Annotated in this window: 13 protein-coding genes and 1 pseudogene; 11 read left to right on the top strand and 3 right to left on the bottom strand. The window is 61.4% G+C overall.

Going from position 1 to position 17,885, the window contains the following annotated elements; translation table 11 throughout:
* Positions 1 to 121 precede the first annotated feature (121 nt).
* The 4 genes from POF45_RS17865 (at position 122) to POF45_RS17880 (ending at position 6,950) form a co-directional block, all read left to right on the top strand.
* A complete protein-coding gene (locus POF45_RS17865; RefSeq protein WP_282316276.1) occupies positions 122 to 3,709 on the top strand; it encodes a DUF2339 domain-containing protein in 3,588 nt (1,195 codons plus the stop codon).
* The gene (locus POF45_RS17870; RefSeq protein WP_282316277.1) at positions 3,706 to 5,073 is read left to right on the top strand and encodes a DUF3999 domain-containing protein; all 1,368 of its coding nucleotides are present in this window, start codon (positions 3,706 to 3,708) and stop codon (positions 5,071 to 5,073) included. The genes POF45_RS17865 and POF45_RS17870 overlap by 4 nt, the downstream gene beginning before the upstream one ends.
* A gap of 259 nt (positions 5,074 to 5,332) precedes the next feature.
* Positions 5,333 to 6,343 carry a class 1 fructose-bisphosphatase gene (locus POF45_RS17875; protein WP_259498439.1) on the top strand — a complete coding sequence of 337 codons (1,011 nt, stop codon included), beginning with the start codon at positions 5,333 to 5,335 and terminating at the stop codon, positions 6,341 to 6,343.
* 4 nt (positions 6,344 to 6,347) lie between these two features.
* Positions 6,348 to 6,950: a DUF924 family protein gene (locus tag POF45_RS17880; protein WP_282316278.1), complete on the top strand. Its 603-nt coding sequence runs from the start codon at positions 6,348 to 6,350 to the stop codon at positions 6,948 to 6,950.
* A 135-nt stretch (positions 6,951 to 7,085) separates the two neighbouring features.
* Here the strand turns inward: POF45_RS17880 and POF45_RS29895 are convergent, their stop codons facing one another.
* Together POF45_RS29895 and POF45_RS29900 are read right to left on the bottom strand one after the other, a co-directional pair.
* Positions 7,086 to 7,850 carry a methyl-accepting chemotaxis protein gene (locus POF45_RS29895; protein ID WP_409077938.1) on the bottom strand — a complete coding sequence of 255 codons (765 nt, stop codon included), beginning with the start codon at positions 7,848 to 7,850 and terminating at the stop codon, positions 7,086 to 7,088.
* A 93-nt stretch (positions 7,851 to 7,943) separates the two neighbouring features.
* A pseudogene (locus POF45_RS29900) lies at positions 7,944 to 8,978 on the bottom strand (HAMP domain-containing protein); the annotation flags it as partial.
* A gap of 284 nt (positions 8,979 to 9,262) precedes the next feature.
* Between POF45_RS29900 and POF45_RS17890 the strand changes: the two are divergent.
* Both POF45_RS17890 and POF45_RS17895 read left to right on the top strand, forming a co-directional pair.
* Complete coding sequence (locus POF45_RS17890; RefSeq protein ID WP_259498444.1) at positions 9,263 to 9,517, top strand: hypothetical protein; 255 nt, start codon at positions 9,263 to 9,265, stop codon at positions 9,515 to 9,517.
* A 31-nt stretch (positions 9,518 to 9,548) separates the two neighbouring features.
* Positions 9,549 to 10,112: a lipocalin family protein gene (locus POF45_RS17895; RefSeq protein ID WP_259498446.1), complete on the top strand. Its 564-nt coding sequence runs from the start codon at positions 9,549 to 9,551 to the stop codon at positions 10,110 to 10,112.
* Positions 10,113 to 10,168: 56 nt separating this feature from the next.
* On the opposite strand, the gene POF45_RS17900 is transcribed toward POF45_RS17895, so the two are convergent.
* Positions 10,169 to 11,533: a formimidoylglutamate deiminase gene (locus tag POF45_RS17900; RefSeq protein ID WP_282316279.1), complete on the bottom strand. Its 1,365-nt coding sequence runs from the start codon at positions 11,531 to 11,533 to the stop codon at positions 10,169 to 10,171.
* A gap of 200 nt (positions 11,534 to 11,733) precedes the next feature.
* On the opposite strand from POF45_RS17900, the gene hutC reads away from it, so the two are divergent.
* The 5 genes from hutC (at position 11,734) to POF45_RS17925 (ending at position 17,816) form a co-directional block, all read left to right on the top strand.
* Complete coding sequence (hutC, locus tag POF45_RS17905) at positions 11,734 to 12,402, top strand: histidine utilization transcriptional repressor HutC (RefSeq protein ID WP_259503079.1); 669 nt, start codon at positions 11,734 to 11,736, stop codon at positions 12,400 to 12,402.
* A gap of 14 nt (positions 12,403 to 12,416) precedes the next feature.
* Entirely contained in the window at positions 12,417 to 12,986 is a 570-nt protein-coding gene (locus tag POF45_RS17910) for a HutD/Ves family protein (protein ID WP_282316280.1), read from the top strand.
* Between the two features lie 452 nt (positions 12,987 to 13,438).
* The gene (gene hutU / locus POF45_RS17915) at positions 13,439 to 15,127 is read left to right on the top strand and encodes a urocanate hydratase (RefSeq protein ID WP_259498453.1); all 1,689 of its coding nucleotides are present in this window, start codon (positions 13,439 to 13,441) and stop codon (positions 15,125 to 15,127) included.
* A gap of 179 nt (positions 15,128 to 15,306) precedes the next feature.
* Positions 15,307 to 16,779, top strand: coding sequence for a purine-cytosine permease family protein (locus tag POF45_RS17920; RefSeq protein ID WP_259498455.1), 1,473 nt, complete (start codon positions 15,307 to 15,309; stop codon positions 16,777 to 16,779).
* A 68-nt stretch (positions 16,780 to 16,847) separates the two neighbouring features.
* Positions 16,848 to 17,816 carry an ABC transporter substrate-binding protein gene (locus tag POF45_RS17925; RefSeq protein WP_282316281.1) on the top strand — a complete coding sequence of 323 codons (969 nt, stop codon included), beginning with the start codon at positions 16,848 to 16,850 and terminating at the stop codon, positions 17,814 to 17,816.
* Positions 17,817 to 17,885: the final 69 nt, after the last annotated feature.

The following is a 17,885-nucleotide window of genomic DNA, read 5'->3' on the forward strand; positions in this document are numbered from 1 at the left end:
TGTCATGGTCCCTTCGCGAGCAGGCTCGCTCCCACAGGTTTGTGTGGTTTCACACTAGACTTGGCCAGACGCTGTACCGCCCGGATTCGCCTCGTCGTGGGGCCGCTTAGGGATATCGACCATGCAATGGATCTTCATGCTGATTGGCCTGCTGCTGGGCTGGCTGCTCGACGAGTCGTTCAGCAGTGCGTTACTGGGCGCGTTGCTCGGCCTGGGGCTTGGCCAGACGTTGCGTATTGCCGGTTTGGGCAAGAAAGCCGCCGAGCAGCATCTTCTGTTGGAGCAGACACAGGTCGCGCTGAATACGGTGCAACAACGCCTGGCAGTGCTGGAAGCGTCGGGCGTCATAGTGCCCGGGCCCGTCGAGCCCGTCGTCAGCGAGTCCGCTACAACCCCTGAGTTCACTCTTGACGAAGTGGCCGCCGAAGCCCAGGCGCTGGTCTGGGAATTGCCCGCCGAACTCGAACCGATCACCGCAGCCGCTGCCGAAACCAGCCATCCGCTGCCCGCTGATGTCTGGACCCCGGAACCGGTCGCCCGTGAGCCTCGTCAACCCGCCGCCCCTCGCGAGCCGAATCTGTTCGACCGTGCCATCACCGGTGCGCGCAATTGGCTGTTCGGCGGCAACACCGTGCTGCGGGTCGGCGTGGTGCTGTTGTTTCTCGGTCTGGCGTTTTTGCTGCGCTACGCCACCGAAGGCATGGTGGTGCCGATTGAAATGCGTTACGCCGGGGTCGCTGCCAGCGCCTTGGGCTTGCTCGGATTGGGCTGGTGGCTGCGCCATCGCAACAGCCATTACGCCTTGATGTTGCAAGGCACCGGCATCGCCGTGTTGTACCTGACGGTATTCGCCGCCATGCGTCTGCACCCGTTACTCGATCCGACGGCAGCCTTGGGCTTGTTGGTGGCGGTGACGGTGTTCTCCGCCATTCTGGCGATCACCCAGGACTCCCTGGCCCTGGCCTGCGCCGCGGCACTGGGCGGTTTCGCCGCGCCGATCCTGACCTCAACCGGCGCTGGCAGCCATGTTGCGCTGTTCAGCTATTTCGCCTTGCTCAATGCCGGCATCCTCGCCATCGCCTGGTTCAAGGCCTGGCGCTTGCTCAACCTGATCGGTTTTGTCGGCACCTTCGGCATCGGCTTCGCCTGGGGTGCGCGCTCCTATACGCCGGAACTGCTGTGGAGCACCGAGCCGTTCCTGATTCTGTTCTTCCTGATGTACCTGGCCATCGGCCTGTTGTTCACCCGGCGCAAACTGTTGGAGATGACCGACGCCCCCGAAGACGACAGCCGTCAGGCACTGCTGCGCTGGTCGGCGCGCAAGGGCGATTACGTCGACGGCACCCTGCTGTTCGGGCCGCCGCTGGTGGGCTTCGGTTTGCAGTTCGCGCTGGTGCAGCACCTGGAGTTCGCCACCGCGTTCAGCGCCTTGGCGCTGGGCATGATCTACATGGGCCTGGCACGGCTGCTGATGGGCGCACGGGCGCTGTTGCTGGCGGAAACCTGTCTGGCGCTGGGGGTGATCTTCGCCAGCCTGGCGATTCCGCTGGGCCTTGATGCGCGCTGGACGTCTGCGGCATGGGCGGTTGAAGGTGCTGGGATTTTCTGGCTTGGCCTGCGTCAACAGCGACCGCTGGCTCGTGCCTTTGCCTTGCTACTGCAACTGGGCTCGGCGCTGGCGTTTCTCAGCGAACTGCGCGGCGGCGAAAGCAGTCTGCTGGCCGGCGCACCGCTGGGGGCGTTGATGCTGGGCGTGGCGTTGCTGTTCAGTTTCTATCAGCTGCGCAAAGCCTTGCCCGAGCAGACGTCGGCCTGGGAGCGCCAGGGCCTGCCGGTGCTGGCCAGCCTTGGCCTGACGTTCCTCTATCTGCTGGCGCCGCTGTTCTTCTTTACGCACGGCACGGCGATCAGTTGGGCGCTGGCGGGTCTGGCAACGTTGTTTGTCGGTTTGCGTCTGCAATCGCGCACGTTCCTGTTCACCGCGTTCGCCGTGCAGTTACTCGGCGGGGCGTTGTTCCTGCTGCGGTTGCAAGGGGCGGGCGGTGAATCGGCGGCAGTGTTCAGCGCCGGTTGGAGCGGCTTGCTCAGTGCCTCGCTGATTGGCCTGGCGTTGATTGCCGGCATGCTATTGGCGGCGCGTGACGAGATGGTGCGCAACGATGTGCGGCTGCTACGCGGTTTGTCGGTGGTGCTGTTGGCCGGTCTGGTGCTGATCAATCTCGCGGTGCTGTTTGTATTGCCGTGGCAGACCGCGAGTGCGGTGTGGGCGGCCAGTGGCTTGTTCATCATCTGGCTCAGCCTGTATCTCAAGCAGCGAGCGAGTTTCGTTTTTGGTCTGATGTTGCAGGTGATTGGTGGCGCGGCGTTCCTGTTTGCCGGGCCGGACCTGCTCGGGCCACTGACCAGTGAAGGTCTGAAACCGTTGGCGCACAGCGGCTTCTGGACGCCTTTGGTGCTGGGCCTGGCGGCGCTGGTCGGCGCCTGGCGTTTGCAACTGGGCAACCATGGTTCGGCGTTCGACAGATTGAGCCTGCAACGTTTGTCCGAAGTGCTGCTGGTGTGGGGCGCGGCCTGGTGGGCGCTGGCCTGGATCAGCGAAGTGCTGCGCTTTGCCCCGCCGAACCTGCAAGCGACCCTGCTGCTGACCGTCGCGGCACTGAGCGTGGCTTTGTGGGCGATCCTGGCGCTGCGATTGAAGTGGTCGGCGCTGGGTTTGCTCTGCACCTTGCTGATTCCGGCGGCCGGCCTGGTTTTGCTCGCGGCCTGGTACTCGCGTTATCACCCGGCGGCCAATTTCGGCTGGCTGGCCTGGGCAGTCGTATTCGCGGTGCATTTCGTCTCTCTGCGGCGCCTGGCGCCGATGCTGCCGGCGCGCGCACTCAGCACCGCCCACGTACTCGGCTGCTGGTTGCTGATCGGCGTGCTGGCGCTGGAACTGCGCTACGGCTTGCTGCTGTTGTCCGAGCAATACAACGCCTGGCGCTGGCTGGGCTGGGCGATTCTGCCAAGTCTGTATCTGGTGCTAGCTGCCGCGCCACGCAACTGGCCGTGGCCGGTGTCGGTGTATGCGCGTGAATACCGGGTCTACGCGGCAGCACCGTTGGCGTTGCTGATGCTCGGCTGGTTCTGGCTGGCGAACGGCGTCAGCGACGGCACCGCCGAACCGCTGCCGTACGTGCCGCTGATCAACCCGCTGGAGCTGGGCCTGCTGTTTGCGCTGTTCGGGGTTTACGTGTGGTCGCGCAGCGCCGTGGCACAACTGGCGATCCGTAAGGAGCATGCCGAATATGCCGCGCAATTGATCGCGGGCGTCTCGCTGTTCGCGTTCTGCACGGCGCTGGTGACGCGCACGGCTCACCACTGGGGCGGCGTGCCGTTCGAGCTGGACCTGCTGCTCGAATCGATGCAGGTGCAGGCGGGACTGTCCATCGTCTGGACCCTGATGGCGCTGGGTCTGATGATCGGCGGCCATCTGCGTCACCGTCGCGAAGTCTGGCTGATCGGCGCGGCGCTGATCGCCCTGGTGGTCGCCAAACTGTTCTTCGTCGAATTGAGTAACCGTGGCGGGCTGGCGCGGATCGTGTCGTTTATCGGCGTTGGTGTGTTGCTGCTGGTGGTGGGCTATTTCGCCCCGTTGCCGCCCAAGCGCGCCGAAGTCGAGCCGGGTGCGGATGCACCGGTTCCTGAAACAGAAGGAGTGAAGTCTTGAGTCAGAAGCTGGGTTGGTTGGGCGCCGTGGCGCTGGGCGTCGCATTGTCGGCGGTCGCTCAGGAGAAACCGGCGGATTTCGCCACGCAGGTGCCATTGTCCGTCAGTGGCGAAGGCCCTTGGTATCGCCTTGAGCTGCCGCTGAACGTGCAACTGAATGCACGGCAAACCGACCTGAGTGACGTACGTGTGTTCAACGCCGCCGGCGAGCCGCAGGCGTATGCCCTGGCCCGGGAGTCGGTGCAGACCAGCGAAAGCCGTACGCAGACCGACGTGAAGTGGTTCCCGCTCTACAGCTCGGCCGATGCGACTGAGCGGGCCCCCAGCGTGCGGGTTCAATCAAGTGCAAACGGCACGCTGGTGCAAGTGCAGCCGTCCACTGAGTTGGAGGCGGGAGAAGAGGTGCTGCGCGGTTGGTTGCTCGACGCCAGTGGCATCAAGGCACCGCTGCAGCAGTTGATTCTCGACTGGACCAGCGAGCGCGACGGCTTCCAGCGTTTCAGCATCGAAGCCAGCGACGACTTGCAGCATTGGCAGTCGTGGGGCGATGGTCAGGTGGCGCGGCTGTCGTTTGCCGACGAGCGGGTCGAGCAGCATGAAGTCGGCCTGCCGGGGCAATCGGCGCGCTATATCCGTCTGTTGTGGAGTTCGCCGCAAACGGCGCCGACGCTGACCTCCGCGCAACTCGAAAGCGCCAGCAGCCATAGCCTGCCGCTGCCATTTGTGTGGTCGCCGCCACTGGCCGGCAGCACCGTGAAGGCCGGGGAATACACCTGGCAATTGCCGATGGGGCTGAATGTCGAACGGCTGCAGGTTGAGCTGATACAGCCCAACAGCCTGGCGCCTGTGACCTTGTCCGGTCGTCGCGACAGCAGCCTGCCATGGCAACCGATCAGCGGCGGCCTGCTCTATCGCCTGACCCAGAACGGCCAGGACGTGGTGCAGGACCAATTGCAGTTGCCGGGGCAAACCGTGCAGCAGCTCAAGCTGACAGTGGATGAGCGCGGTGGCGGTCTGGGCGTCGAGGCGCCGACCGTGAAATTTGCCGTGCGCGCCACGCAATTGGTGTTCCTGGCGCGCGGCGCCGGGCCTTATACGCTGGCACTGGGCAGCGGCACGGTGAGGGCGGCGAATTTGCCGTTGTCGACGCTGATTCCGGATTACAGCGCGGCCAAGTATGCGGCGCTGGGCAAGGCGACCGTTGACGGTGGCGCGGTGGTGACACCGGTGGCGCCTGCGAGCGTTGCGGCCGCCGCTCATACCGACTGGAAAAAAATCGGCTTGTGGGCGGTGTTGCTGCTGAGTGTGCTGTTTCTGGCGGTGATGGCGTTCAGTCTGTTGCGCAAGCCTGCTGCCAAACCCTGAAGTGGGTGCTTCGCACCCAATCGCGAGCAAGCTCGCTCCCACATTGGAATGCATATCCCTGTGGGACCGAGCTTGCTCGGGATGGCGGTACGTCTGCCATCAAAAATCCTGAAACTGCCCACAACTCCAGCCCTGTTTCGAACTACGCTCAACCCCGCACATGAACTCTATTAGCGGTATCACGTCTGATAGGAGGAAATGCGCCCCGACTCGCGTTAAACTGCGCGGGTTTTTAGCCCCCCATTCTCCGGAGCCGTCCATGTCCCGCGTTACCCTGAGTCGCTATTTGATCGAGCAGACCCGTAGCAACAACACCCCTGCCGATCTGCGTTTCCTGATCGAAGTGGTGGCGCGCGCCTGCAAGGAAATCAGCCACGCCGTCTCCAAAGGCGCCCTGGGTGGTGTTCTGGGCAGCATGGGCACTGAGAACGTTCAGGGCGAAGTGCAGAAGAAACTCGACGTGATCTCCAACGAGATCCTGCTCGAAGCCAACGAATGGGGCGGTCACCTGGCCGGCATGGCGTCCGAAGAAATGGACAACGCCTACCAGATCCCGGGCAAATACCCGAAAGGCGCGTACCTGCTGGTATTCGACCCACTGGACGGCTCGTCGAACATCGATATCAACGCACCGGTCGGTACGATCTTCTCCGTACTGCGTTGCCCGAACGAATACCTGAGCCAGAACGAAGCCCTGAACGAAAAGGCCTTCCTGCAGCCAGGCACCGAGCAGGTCGCCGCCGGTTATGCCATCTACGGCCCGCAGACCATGCTGGTGCTGACCCTGGGCGACGGCGTCAAAGGCTTTACCCTGGACCGTGAAATGGGCAGCTTCGTGCTGACCCATGAAGACATCCAGATCCCGACCTCCACCCAGGAATTCGCGATCAACATGTCCAACCAGCGTCACTGGGAAGCGCCGGTACAACGCTACGTCAATGAATTGCTGGCTGGCGAAGAAGGCCCGCTGAAAAAGAACTACAACATGCGCTGGGTTGCCGCGATGGTCGCGGACGTACACCGCATCCTGACCCGTGGTGGCTTGTTCATGTACCCACGCGACAGCCGCGAGCCGTCCAAGCCAGGCAAACTGCGCCTGATGTACGAAGCCAACCCGATGTCGTTCCTGGTTGAGCAGGCAGGCGGCGCGTCCACCGACGGTCACCAGCGCATTCTCGACATCAAGCCGGACGGCCTGCACCAGCGTGTAGCGGTGTTCCTCGGTTCGAAAGAAGAAGTCGAACGCGCCACGGCGTATCACAAGGAATAAACCCATGACTGCGCCCTGGCAGCCGTTGCTCGAATGGTGGTTCGGAACTTGCGAATCAGCGAACGAAGTGGCGGCTGACAAGGGCAAGTTATGGTTCGGCAAGCGCGACAGCCAGGACGTCGAAGCGCGCACGCGTTTCGGGGACCTTGTCGAGCAGGCACTGGCCGGCGGATTGACCGAGTGGACGCAACGTCCCGACGGTTGGCTGGCAGTGGTGCTGTTACTGGATCAACTGCCGCGAATGATCTTTCGCGACACCCCCAAATCTTTCTCTGGCGATCTCCGGGCTCAGGCTTTGGTGGCGCAAGGCATTGCCGCGGATTTTGATCGGCAGTTGCGGCCGATTGAGCGGACCTTCATCTACCTGGTGTTCGAACACTGCGAAAATCTCGCGGTACAGAACGAAGCCGTCTCGCGGTTTATCGATTTGGTTGCCGAGCAGCCGGAAGCGGATCGGGCGGTGTTCGCCGATAACCTGGATTACGCCGAGCGGCATCAGAAGGTGATTGCCCGGTTTGGACGGTTTCCCCATCGCAATGCGGTGTTGGGAAGGGAATCGACGGCTGAGGAAGTTGAGTTTCTTTCGGGGCCGGGATCAAGGTTCTAGATCTTCTTTGCGCCTCAAGCCGTCATCGCGAGCAAGCTCGCTCCCACATGGGGTTTCTGCCGTACACAAACCATGTGTTCGGCGCAGATCCCCTGTGGGAGCGAGCTTGCTCGCGATGAGGCCTTCAAAAGCGCTTTAGATCCTGAAGCTGCCTACCAACTGCTTAAGCCGCGCCGCTTGCTGCTCAAGATCCGAGCACGCCCGCAAGGTCGATTGCAGGTTTTCCACGCCTTCCTGGTTCAGCGTGTTGATCTCGGTGATGTCGACGTTGATCGACTCCACTACCGCCGTCTGCTCCTCGGTCGCGGTGGCCACCGACTGGTTCATCCCGTCGATTTCGCCAATGCGCTGAGTCACGCTGCTCAAGCGTTCACCGGCCTGGTTGGCAATGCCGACGCTGCTTTCGCTCTGGCGCTGGCTATCGGTCATGGTGCTGACCGCTTCACGGGCGCCGACTTGCAGCTCTTCGATCATCTTCTGCACTTGCTGCGCCGAGTCCTGGGTGCGGTGGGCGAGGTTGCGCACCTCGTCCGCCACCACGGCAAAACCGCGTCCGGCTTCACCGGCACGGGCCGCTTCGATGGCCGCGTTCAGGGCCAGCAAGTTGGTTTGCTGGGAGATGCTGGTGATCACTTCCAGAATCTGCCCGATGTTGACCGTGTTGGCGTTCAGCGTTTCGATGTTGCCGCAGGAGTCGCTGATTTTCGCCGACAGTTGCTGCATCGCGGCGATGGTTTTATCCACCACTTGCTGGCCTTCTTCGGCCAGGCTGCGGGCGTCGCTGGAGTGTTGGGAGGCGAGGGCGGCATTCTGGGCAATTTCCTGGGCGGCGGCGCCCAGTTCGTTGATCGCCGCGGCCACACTGCTGGTGCGCGAGGCTTGCTGGTCGGAGTTGAACATCGACGAGTTCGACGCGGCCACTACGCGCAATGCCACTTCGTTGACCTGGCCAGTGGCTGAAGATACTTCGCGGATCGAGGTGTGGATACGCTCCACAAAACGGTTGAACGAGGTGCCCAGTGCGCCGAATTCGTCGTGACCATGGATGGTCAGGCGTTTGGTCAGGTCCCCTTCGCCTTCGGCGATGTCGTGCATGGCGCGGCCCATGGTCAGCAACGGCTGCATCAGGAAGCTGATCAGCATGCCCAGCAACGCAATGATGATCACCACCGCAATGACCATGGCGATGATGGCCGAGGTGCGGAATTCGCTGAGCATCGAAAAGGCAGTTTCCTGGTCGAGTACCAGCGCCACATACCAGTCCGCCGACGGCACGCCGTTGACGTGGGTGAAGGAGATGAACTGGCGCTTGCCGTCCACATCGACTTCCTTCAGGCCGGGGCTGACTCTCGGTGCACCGTTGGGGTAGGCATCGGCCAGACCCTTGAGCACCAGTTTGCTGTCCGGGTGGATCAGGATCTTGCCATCGGCGCTGACGATGAACGCATGGCCATGGCCGCCGAAGTTCAGCGAGTTGATGATCGCGCTGACGCTGGACAGGTCAATGTCCGCACCGGCCACGCCAATCATCTGGTTCTCATGCTGAACCGGCGTCGCCACGGTAATCACCAGTTTGCCCGAAGAGGCGGCGATGTACGGTTCGGTGACAACTGTCTGCCGGGCGCTGTCGGCGGCCTTGTACCAGCCACGGGCGCGTGGGTCGTAGTCGGCGGCGCGGTTGCCTGCCGGTACCGAGAACATCACGCCATCGCTACCGCCAAAATAGCTGAGCTGGAAATTGCTGGTGTACGCCGGCAGGTCGATGGCGCGTTTCAGGCTGGCCGGTGCGTTGCCGTCCACGGCGATCTGCTGGGACAGCGATTGCAGCAATTGAATGCGGCTTTCCAGCCAGGTCTGGATGTTGCTGGTGGTCAGGCTGCCGAGTTCCTGCATCGAGGATTCGGTACTGCTGCGCAGAGTCTGGCGCTGTCGGTAGTCGTTGAACAGGATGAAACAGGCAAAGGCAACGGCCACCACGAGGGCGGCAGCCAACAAGATCTTGTGGCTGAACTTCATGTTTCTGGTCATTAAGTGAACTACCGCAAAAGGGCTGGTCAACGAGGGGGCGTCAATTTGCCACAGTAGAGGGCTTTGCGCTGCCTCTATTTCGACTGGCCGGCGCCAAAGATTAGGCGGCTTTTTGCGAAACCCGACGAAATACCCGATAGCGTGAAAAAGTGGCTGATTTTCCGATAAAAGCCGGACGGGTGGCCGGATAAATAGCCGACGGGTCGGGGAACCAGACAGGGGTTTTCTCTTCTAAGCTTCTGCTTGGCAGCCATGCCAATCCCCTTCGCTCCAGGAGTTACACCATGTCGCTGCGATCTCTCGCCTTGCTCTCGTTCTGCGTGTTGTTGGCCGCATGCAGCAAGGTCAATCAGGAAAATTATTCCAAGCTGTCGGCGGGCATGCCCAAGGCCGAGGTAGAAAACCTGCTGGGTAAAGCCACCGATTGCTCGGGTGCGCTGGGCATGTCCAGTTGCACCTGGGGCGACAAGAACAGCTTTATCAGCGTGCAGTACGCCGGTGACAAAGTGTTGATGTTTTCCGGCCAAGGCCTGAAATAAACCGGGGCTGTGAGCCCACGGGAGAAGAACAATGAAGCGGTTATTGATAGTCCTTTTTGCCGGTCTGGTATTGGCCGGCTGCGCCTCTTCTGGCGTGGATCCGTTGGCGCCCAAGACCGCCAGCAACGTGAATCTGAAAAAGTACCAGGGCACCTGGTACGAGCTGGCTCGCCTGCCGATGTATTTCCAGCGCAACTGCGAGCAATCGGAGGCTCATTACAGCCTCAAGCCGGACGGCAACATGGCCGTGTTGAACCGCTGCCTGACGGAGCAGTGGCAATGGGAGGAGGCCAAGGGCACGGCTTATCCACAGGTGCCGGGCAAGACCGACAAGTTGTGGGTCGAGTTCGACACCTGGTTTTCGTGGCTGATACCGGCGAAGGGGCAATACTGGGTGTTGTACGTCGGTGATGACTACAAGACCGCCATCGTGGGCGACCCGAGCCGCCGTTACATGTGGCTATTGTCGCGGACCCCGACCGTCAACAATGACGTGCGCGAAGAGCTGCTGAGCAAGGCGCGGCAGCAGGGTTATGACACCACGCGGCTGGTCTGGCGGGCGTCGGACAAACAGATGGCCAAGACGTCGCACTAACCGGCACCACAGAACCAATGTGGGAGCGAGCCTGCTCGCTCCCACATTTTGTTGTGTCAGCCCAGAAGTTCGCGCAATACCTGGGTAAACGCCCGGCTGCTTTCTTCTTCGCCGGCATGGCGCCCGTCACGAACGACCCACTGGCCATTGACCAGCACATCCCGCACCTGACGATCCACGCCGGCAAACAACCAGCGGTTCAGAATCCCGTCCCCACTGGCCGTCGCCAGATACGGATCATTGCCATCAAGCACCAGCCAGTCCGCCCGCTTGCCCACTTCCAGCGCACCAATCGGCTGCTCCAGCGCCTGAGCGCCGCCGTCGAGCGCGGCGTCATACAGCGTGCGGCCAACCATTGGCTGCTCCGCGCCATACAACCGGTTACGCCGCTGATCGCGCAGACGCTGGCCGTATTCCAGCCAGCGCAATTCTTCCACCACGCTCAATGACACATGGCTGTCGGAACCGATACCCATGCGTCCACCCTGAGCGAGAAAGTCCACCGCCGGGAAAATCCCGTCGCCGAGGTTGGCTTCGGTGGTCAGACACAGGCCGGCTACCGCCCGGCTCTTGGCCATTAACGTGACTTCTTCGGCGTTGGCATGGGTCGCATGAACCAGGCACCAGCGTTGATCGACGTCGGTGTTTTCATATAGCCATTGCAGCGGACGACGACCGCTCCAGCTCAGGCAGTCATCGACTTCCTTCTGCTGTTCGGCGATGTGGATATGCACCGGGCATTGCTTGTCGCTGGCCGCCAGCACTTCGCTGATTTGCTGTGGCGTGACTGCGCGCAACGAGTGGAAACACAAACCCAGCGACTGCGCCGGTTGCTGCGCCAGGATCGGCTGCAAGCGTGACTGAAGTTTCAGGTAATTTTCGGTGCTGTTGATAAAACGGCGCTGGCCTTCGTTCGGCGTCTGGCCGCCAAAACCGGAATGGCTGTAGAGCACCGGCAACAGCGTCAGGCCGATACCGGCAGCGCTGGCCGCCTGGCTGATACGCAGCGCCAGTTCAGCCGGATCGGCATAGGGCTGACCGTTGACGTCGTGATGGACGTAATGAAATTCAGCGACCGAGGTGTAGCCGGCCTTGAGCATTTCGATGTACAGCTGACGGGCGATGACGCCGAGCTGGTCCGGGCTGATTTTTCCGACGAGACGATACATCAGGTCGCGCCAGGTCCAGAAACTGTCGTTCGGATTGCCCGCCACTTCGGCCAACCCGGCCATCGCCCGCTGGAACGCGTGGGAGTGCAGATTCGGCATGCCCGGCAACAGCGGGCCGCTCAGCCGTTCGGCGCCCTCTGCGTGGGAATCGGCCTGGATACGGGTCAAAACGCCGTCGGTGTTGACCTCAAGACGTACATTGTTGGCCCATCCACTAGGCAGCAGCGCGCGTTCGGCAAAGAAGGCGGACATGGTTCAGCACCCCATCGTGTGTTATTTGTATATACATATACAGACGTTTGCCTGCTCGGTAAACTCCGGCAAGCTAGCAACCTTCTCCAGATGAACAAGGATTAACCGTGCCGACTCCGCCTGCCACATTGCCGCCCAATGCCAATCTGAGCGCCAATCTGGGCGACAGTCCGGCGCCCTTGTATGCGCGCGTCAAACAGATGATCACCCAGCAGATCGACAGTGGAAACTGGCCGCCGCACTACCGTGTCCCGTCGGAAAGCGAGCTGGTCAACCAGCTGGGTTTCAGTCGCATGACCATCAACCGCGCGCTGCGCGAGATGACCGCCGACGGCCTGCTGGTGCGCATGCAGGGCGTCGGCACGTTTGTCGCCGAGCCGAAAAGCCAGTCCGCGCTGTTTGAAGTGCACAACATCGCCGACGAGATTTCCTCCCGCGGCCATCGCCACACCTGCAAGGTCATCACCCTCGAAGAGGAGGCCGCCGGTTCCGAGCGCGCCCTGGCCCTGGACATGCGCGAAGGGCAGAAGGTGTTCCACTCGCTGATCGTGCATTTCGAAAACGATATCCCGGTGCAAATCGAAGACCGTTTCGTCAACGCGCTGGTGGCACCGGACTACCTCAAGCAAGACTTCACCCTGCAAACGCCTTACGCCTATCTGAACCAGGTCGCACCGCTGACTGAAGGCGAACATGTGGTCGAGGCGATTCTGGCCGAAGCCAGCGAGTGCAAATTGTTGCAGATTGAAAAAGGCGAGCCGTGCCTGCTGATCCGTCGCCGTACCTGGTCTGGCCGTCAGCCGGTGACCGCCGCCCGTTTGATCCACCCCGGTTCCCGCCATCGTCTGGAAGGGCGGTTTCATAAATAAAACAAGAGATGCACATGGCTCAGTTGAAGGTTTTACGCGCGGCTGATTATCCGCGCATGCCGTGGAAAAACGGCGGCGGCAGCACCGAAGAAATCACCCGTGATGCTGGCACCGGCCTTGAGGGCTTCGGCTGGCGGCTGTCGATTGCCGATATCGGCGAGTCGGGCGGGTTTTCCACGTTCGCCGGTTATCAGCGGGTGATTACCGTGCTGCAAGGCGCGGGCATGACCTTGCGCGTTGACGGCCAGGACACGCGGCCACTGCTGCCGCTGGACCCGTTTGCCTTCAGCGGTGAAAGCCAGGTGTCGTGTGCACTGCTCGGTGGGCCAATTCGCGACTTCAATCTGATTTATGCACCGCAGCGTTATAGCGCGCGGTTGCAGTGGCTGGCGGGCGAGCAACATCTGTTCACCTCGGCCACGACGGTGCTGGTGTTCAGTGTCAGCGAGCAGCTTGAAGTGATGCTCGGTGACAGCACTCGGCAACTGGGTCGCCATGATTGCCTGCAACTGGACGCTAATGCCGGGTTGCTGGATATCACCATCAACGGCTCGTGCTGTGTGATTGAGCTGATCGCACACTGATCCAGCACCGAGTTGCCTCCATCGCGGGCAAGCCCGCTCCCACAGGAATGTCATTGCACTTGTGGGAGCGAGCTTGCCCGCGATGCTTTTCAGGGCGGCAAACACGTTTCCCACTGCGCACCAACTTGTTACCGAATGCCCCAGCGTGGCGCAAAACCACGCTGAAGTAACAGCCATCCCTCCCGCGCAAAAATTCCCCAAAAAAAATTTCAGCACCATCAAGACCCCTGATCTACAGGCTTTCCAGCCCTCCAAAAACTTTTCTTGAAGACACCCTCATCAAGTTGGCCGCCCGATTGCATATGCTTGTATGTACAAGTAAAGACGTATGCGTATGAGTCGATCGAGACTCCTCGCAGCGTCCACTGATTCGCTTGGGGCGCAACGACGCGCACAGGCTGGCTTGCCCACTGCCAGGGTTGGTTTGGATTGATTGCTGAGGAGTCTTTTTCGTGACTGACAATACCCAGAAACCTACAAAGTATCGTGACGTTGAAATCCGCGCTGCCCGCGGTAACAAGTTGACCGCCAAGAGCTGGATGACTGAAGCGCCGCTGCGCATGCTGATGAACAACCTCGACCCGGAAGTCGCCGAGAACCCTAAAGAACTGGTGGTTTATGGTGGCATCGGTCGTGCGGCACGTAACTGGGAGTGCTACGACAAGATCGTCGAAAGCCTGACCAACCTGAACGACGACGAGACCCTGCTGGTGCAATCCGGCAAGCCGGTCGGCGTGTTCAAGACCCACAGCAACGCCCCGCGTGTACTGATCGCCAACTCCAACCTGGTACCGCACTGGGCAAGTTGGGAGCACTTCAACGAACTCGACGCCAAAGGCCTGGCCATGTACGGCCAGATGACCGCCGGCAGCTGGATCTACATCGGCAGCCAGGGCATCGTTCAAGGTACCTACGAAACCTTCGTTGAAGCCGGTCGCCAGCACTACAACGACAACCTGAAAGGCCGTTGGGTGCTGACCGCAGGCCTGGGCGGCATGGGCGGCGCTCAGCCGCTGGCCGCGACCCTGGCGGGTGCTTGCTCGCTGAACATCGAATGCCAGCAGATCAGTATCGATTTCCGTTTGAAAAGCCGTTACGTCGACGAACAAGCCACCGACCTCGACGACGCGCTGGCCCGCATCGCCAAATACACCCAGGAAGGCAAGGCGATTTCCATTGCCCTGCTGGGCAACGCGGCTGAAATCCTGCCGGAACTGGTCAAGCGCGGCGTGCGCCCGGACATGGTCACCGACCAGACCAGCGCCCACGACCCACTGAACGGCTACCTGCCTGCCGGCTGGACCTGGGACCAATACCGCGCCCGTGCCAAGACCGAACCGGCTGCTGTGATCAAAGCCGCCAAGCAGTCGATGGCGGTACACGTCAAAGCCATGCTCGACTTCCAGAAGATGGGCATTCCGACCTTCGACTACGGCAACAACATCCGTCAGATGGCGCAAGAAGAAGGCGTGGAAAACGCCTTCGACTTCCCGGGCTTCGTACCGGCCTACATCCGTCCACTGTTCTGCCGTGGCATCGGCCCGTTCCGCTGGGCTGCGCTGTCGGGCGACCCGCAAGACATCTACAAGACCGACGCCAAAGTCAAAGAGCTGATCCCGGACGACGCCCACCTGCACAACTGGCTGGACATGGCCCGCGAGCGCATCAGCTTCCAGGGTCTGCCGGCACGTATCTGCTGGGTTGGCCTGGGCCTGCGCGCCAAGCTGGGCCTGGCGTTCAACGAAATGGTGCGCAGCGGTGAGTTGTCCGCGCCGATCGTGATCGGCCGCGACCACCTGGACTCCGGTTCCGTGGCCAGCCCGAACCGCGAAACCGAATCCATGCAGGACGGCTCCGACGCTGTGTCCGACTGGCCACTGCTCAACGCTTTGCTCAACACCGCGAGCGGCGCGACCTGGGTTTCGCTGCACCACGGCGGCGGCGTCGGCATGGGCTTCTCCCAGCACTCGGGCATGGTGATTGTCTGCGACGGTACTGACGAAGCGGCCGAGCGTATCGCCCGCGTGCTGCACAACGACCCGGCGACCGGCGTCATGCGTCACGCCGATGCGGGTTACCAGATCGCTATCGATTGCGCCAAGGAACAGGGGCTGAATCTGCCGATGATTACCGGCAAGTAACGCAAGACCTGCAGGTTCAAAAGCTTTATGTGGGAGCGAGCCTGCTCGCGAATGCGGTGGGGTCAACCAACATCAATGTTGGATGTGCCGGCCTCTTCGCGAGCAGGCTCGCTCCCACACAAAAGCAAACCTGCAAAGACACTCAGTGAACCCTTAGAACAATCCACAGAGGTTGAACCATGGCTGTTAATGACGATCGTGCAAGCAGTAAGCCGTTGATCGAAAGGCGTTCGATCGACTACATCCCGGAAGCGGAAAGACACGGTCGTCTGTTAAGCCAGTTCACCCTGTGGCTGGGTGCCAACCTGCAAATCACCGCGATTGTCACCGGGGCCCTGGCCGTGGTGCTGGGCGGTGATGTGTTCTGGTCGTTGATCGGTCTGTTGATCGGTCAATTGCTGGGCGGTGGCGTCATGGCGCTGCATGCGGCCCAAGGCCCGCAACTGGGCTTGCCGCAGATGATCTCCAGCCGCGTGCAGTTTGGCGTGTATGGCGCGGTGATCCCGCTGGTGCTGGTGTGCCTGATGTACATCGGCTTCTCGGCCAGCGGTTCGTTGCTGGCGGGGCAGGCGGTGGCGCAGTTGTTGAATGTCCAGGACTGGGTCGGCATCGTGCTGTTCGCCGGCTCCATCATGGTCTTCACCATCTTCGGCTACCGAGTGATCCACGGCATCGGCCGGATCGCCAGCGTGCTGGGCGTGGTTGCGTTCGTTTACCTGTTCTACAAACTGTTGGCCGGCAACGACATCATGGCGTTGCTCGGCAACAAGCATTTCTCGCTGGCGAGTTTCCTGTTGGCGGTGTCGTTGTCGGCGTCCTGGCAGATCGCGTTCGGCCCGTATGTGGCGGACTACTCGCGTTACTTGCCGCGCAGCACCTCGGCATCGAAAACCTTCTGGGCCGTGGGTCTGGGCTCGGTGATCGGCGCGCAGGCGTCCATGGTGTTCGGTGTGTTCGCCGCCGCCCTGGCCGGTTCGCAATTCGCCCATCACGAAGTGTCGTTCATCGTCAGCCTCGGCGGCACCGGCATCGTCGCCGCTCTGCTGTACTTCGCAGTAGCGTTCGGCAAGGTCACGGTGACCACGCTCAACGCCTACGGCAGTTTCATGTCGATTGCGACGATCATCAGCGGCTTCCGTGGCAGCCGCCACATCTCCAGCGGCGTGCGCCTGCTGTACATCTTCATCATGGTCTCGCTGGCCGCCGCGCTGGCGTTGCTGGGCAAGGACTCGTTCCTCAAGGATTTCTCCGCGTTCATCCTGTTCCTGCTGGCGTTCTTCACCCCCTGGAGCGCGATCAACCTGGTGGATTTCTACTGCATCACCAAAGAGCGTTATGACATTCCAGCGTTGTCGAACCCCAATGGTCGTTACGGACGCTGGAACCTCATGGGCATCTCGATTTACGTGTTTGGCGTGTTGATTCAAATGCCGTTCATCTCCACCCACTTCTACACGGGGCCTCTGGTCGCGAGCCTCGGTGATACCGACATCTCGTGGATCATCGGCCTGGTGGTGCCGGCCGTGATGTATTACTTCGCGGCGAAGAAGTGGCATGGCGCAGTACCCGATCGATTGATCCTGCCGGTAGAGCAGGACAACGTTGCCGCTCCTCAAACAAGCGGGGCCGGTCGCGCTGCGGCGCAGGCCTGATTGGACGTGGACAGGGCTGGATGCCTCTTGACTGCCGTAAGCCAATTCATGATTAGGAGCGTCACTCAATGAAGTCGAACAAGACCCTGTTGACCACAGTGCTTTCCATGGGCCTGCTGGCCAGCGCCGGCGCCACTCAGGCAGCCGGTTGGTGCGAGTCGGGCAAACCGGTGAAATTTGCCGGCCTGAACTGGGAAAGCGCAATGCTGCTGACCGACGTGCTGCAAGTCGTGTTGGAGAAAGGCTACGACTGCAAGACTGACAGCCTGCCGGGCAATTCCATCACCATGGAAAACGCCCTGAGCAGCAACGACATCCAGGTGTTCGCCGAAGAGTGGGTAGGCCGCAGCGAGGTCTGGAACAAGGCCGAGAAGGCCGGCAAGGTCGTCGGTGTCGGCGCCCCGGTGGTCGGTGCCGTCGAAGGCTGGTACGTGCCGCGCTACGTGATCGAAGGCGACGCCAAACGCAAGCTGGAGCCGAAAGCCCCGGACCTGAAAAACATCGCCGACCTGGCCAAATACGCGGCCGTGTTCAAGGATCAGGAAGAGCCGTCCAAGGGCCGCTTCTACAACTGCCCGGCCGGCTGGACCTGTGAGCTGGACAACAGCGAAATGCTCAAGAGCTATGGCCTGGAAAGCAGCTACACCAACTTCCGCCCAGGCACCGGCCCGGCGCTGGATGCGGCGGTGCTGTCAAGCTATAAGCGTGGCGAGCCGATCCTGTTCTACTACTGGTCGCCAACCCCGCTGATGGGCCAGGTGGATCTGGTCAAGCTCGAAGAAAAACCCGGTGTGGACAAGCACGTGACCATCAAGGTCGGCCTGTCCAAGACCTTTCACGACGAAGCCCCGGAACTGGTGGCCGTGCTGGAGAAGGTCAACCTGCCGATCGACATCCTCAATCAAAATCTGGGAAGCATGACCAAGGAGCGGATCGAGTCGCCAAAACTGGCGAAAATCTTCCTCAAGGAACATCCTGAGGTCTGGCACGCATGGGTGAGCGACGACGCAGCCAAAAAGATCGACGCGGCCTTGTAGGTCGAGCTTCTCCGGCTGCCGCCAACGGCAGTCGGACGCTTGATCGCAACCCCTTGATTGAGAGTCTCT

The sequence above is a fragment of the Pseudomonas fungipugnans genome (assembly GCF_029955235.1).
In the GTDB taxonomy this organism is placed as follows: Bacteria; Pseudomonadota; Gammaproteobacteria; order Pseudomonadales; family Pseudomonadaceae; genus Aquipseudomonas; species Aquipseudomonas fungipugnans.

What these genes read in the sequence shown, in the direction of transcription:
- POF45_RS17865 (WP_282316276.1), top strand. Translation starts at nt 122, where the DNA reads ATGCAATGGATCTTCATGCTGATTGGCCTGCTGCTGGGCTGGCTGCTC.
- POF45_RS17875 (WP_259498439.1), top strand. Translation starts at nt 5,333, where the DNA reads ATGTCCCGCGTTACCCTGAGTCGCTATTTGATCGAGCAGACCCGTAGC.
- POF45_RS17880 (WP_282316278.1), top strand. Translation starts at nt 6,348, where the DNA reads ATGACTGCGCCCTGGCAGCCGTTGCTCGAATGGTGGTTCGGAACTTGC.
- POF45_RS29895 (WP_409077938.1), bottom strand. Translation starts at nt 7,850, where the DNA reads ATGTTCAACTCCGACCAGCAAGCCTCGCGCACCAGCAGTGTGGCCGCG.
- POF45_RS17890 (WP_259498444.1), top strand. Translation starts at nt 9,263, where the DNA reads ATGTCGCTGCGATCTCTCGCCTTGCTCTCGTTCTGCGTGTTGTTGGCC.
- POF45_RS17895 (WP_259498446.1), top strand. Translation starts at nt 9,549, where the DNA reads ATGAAGCGGTTATTGATAGTCCTTTTTGCCGGTCTGGTATTGGCCGGC.
- POF45_RS17900 (WP_282316279.1), bottom strand. Translation starts at nt 11,533, where the DNA reads ATGTCCGCCTTCTTTGCCGAACGCGCGCTGCTGCCTAGTGGATGGGCC.
- hutC (WP_259503079.1), top strand. Translation starts at nt 11,734, where the DNA reads ATGATCACCCAGCAGATCGACAGTGGAAACTGGCCGCCGCACTACCGT.
- POF45_RS17910 (WP_282316280.1), top strand. Translation starts at nt 12,417, where the DNA reads ATGGCTCAGTTGAAGGTTTTACGCGCGGCTGATTATCCGCGCATGCCG.
- POF45_RS17920 (WP_259498455.1), top strand. Translation starts at nt 15,307, where the DNA reads ATGGCTGTTAATGACGATCGTGCAAGCAGTAAGCCGTTGATCGAAAGG.
- POF45_RS17925 (WP_282316281.1), top strand. Translation starts at nt 16,848, where the DNA reads ATGAAGTCGAACAAGACCCTGTTGACCACAGTGCTTTCCATGGGCCTG.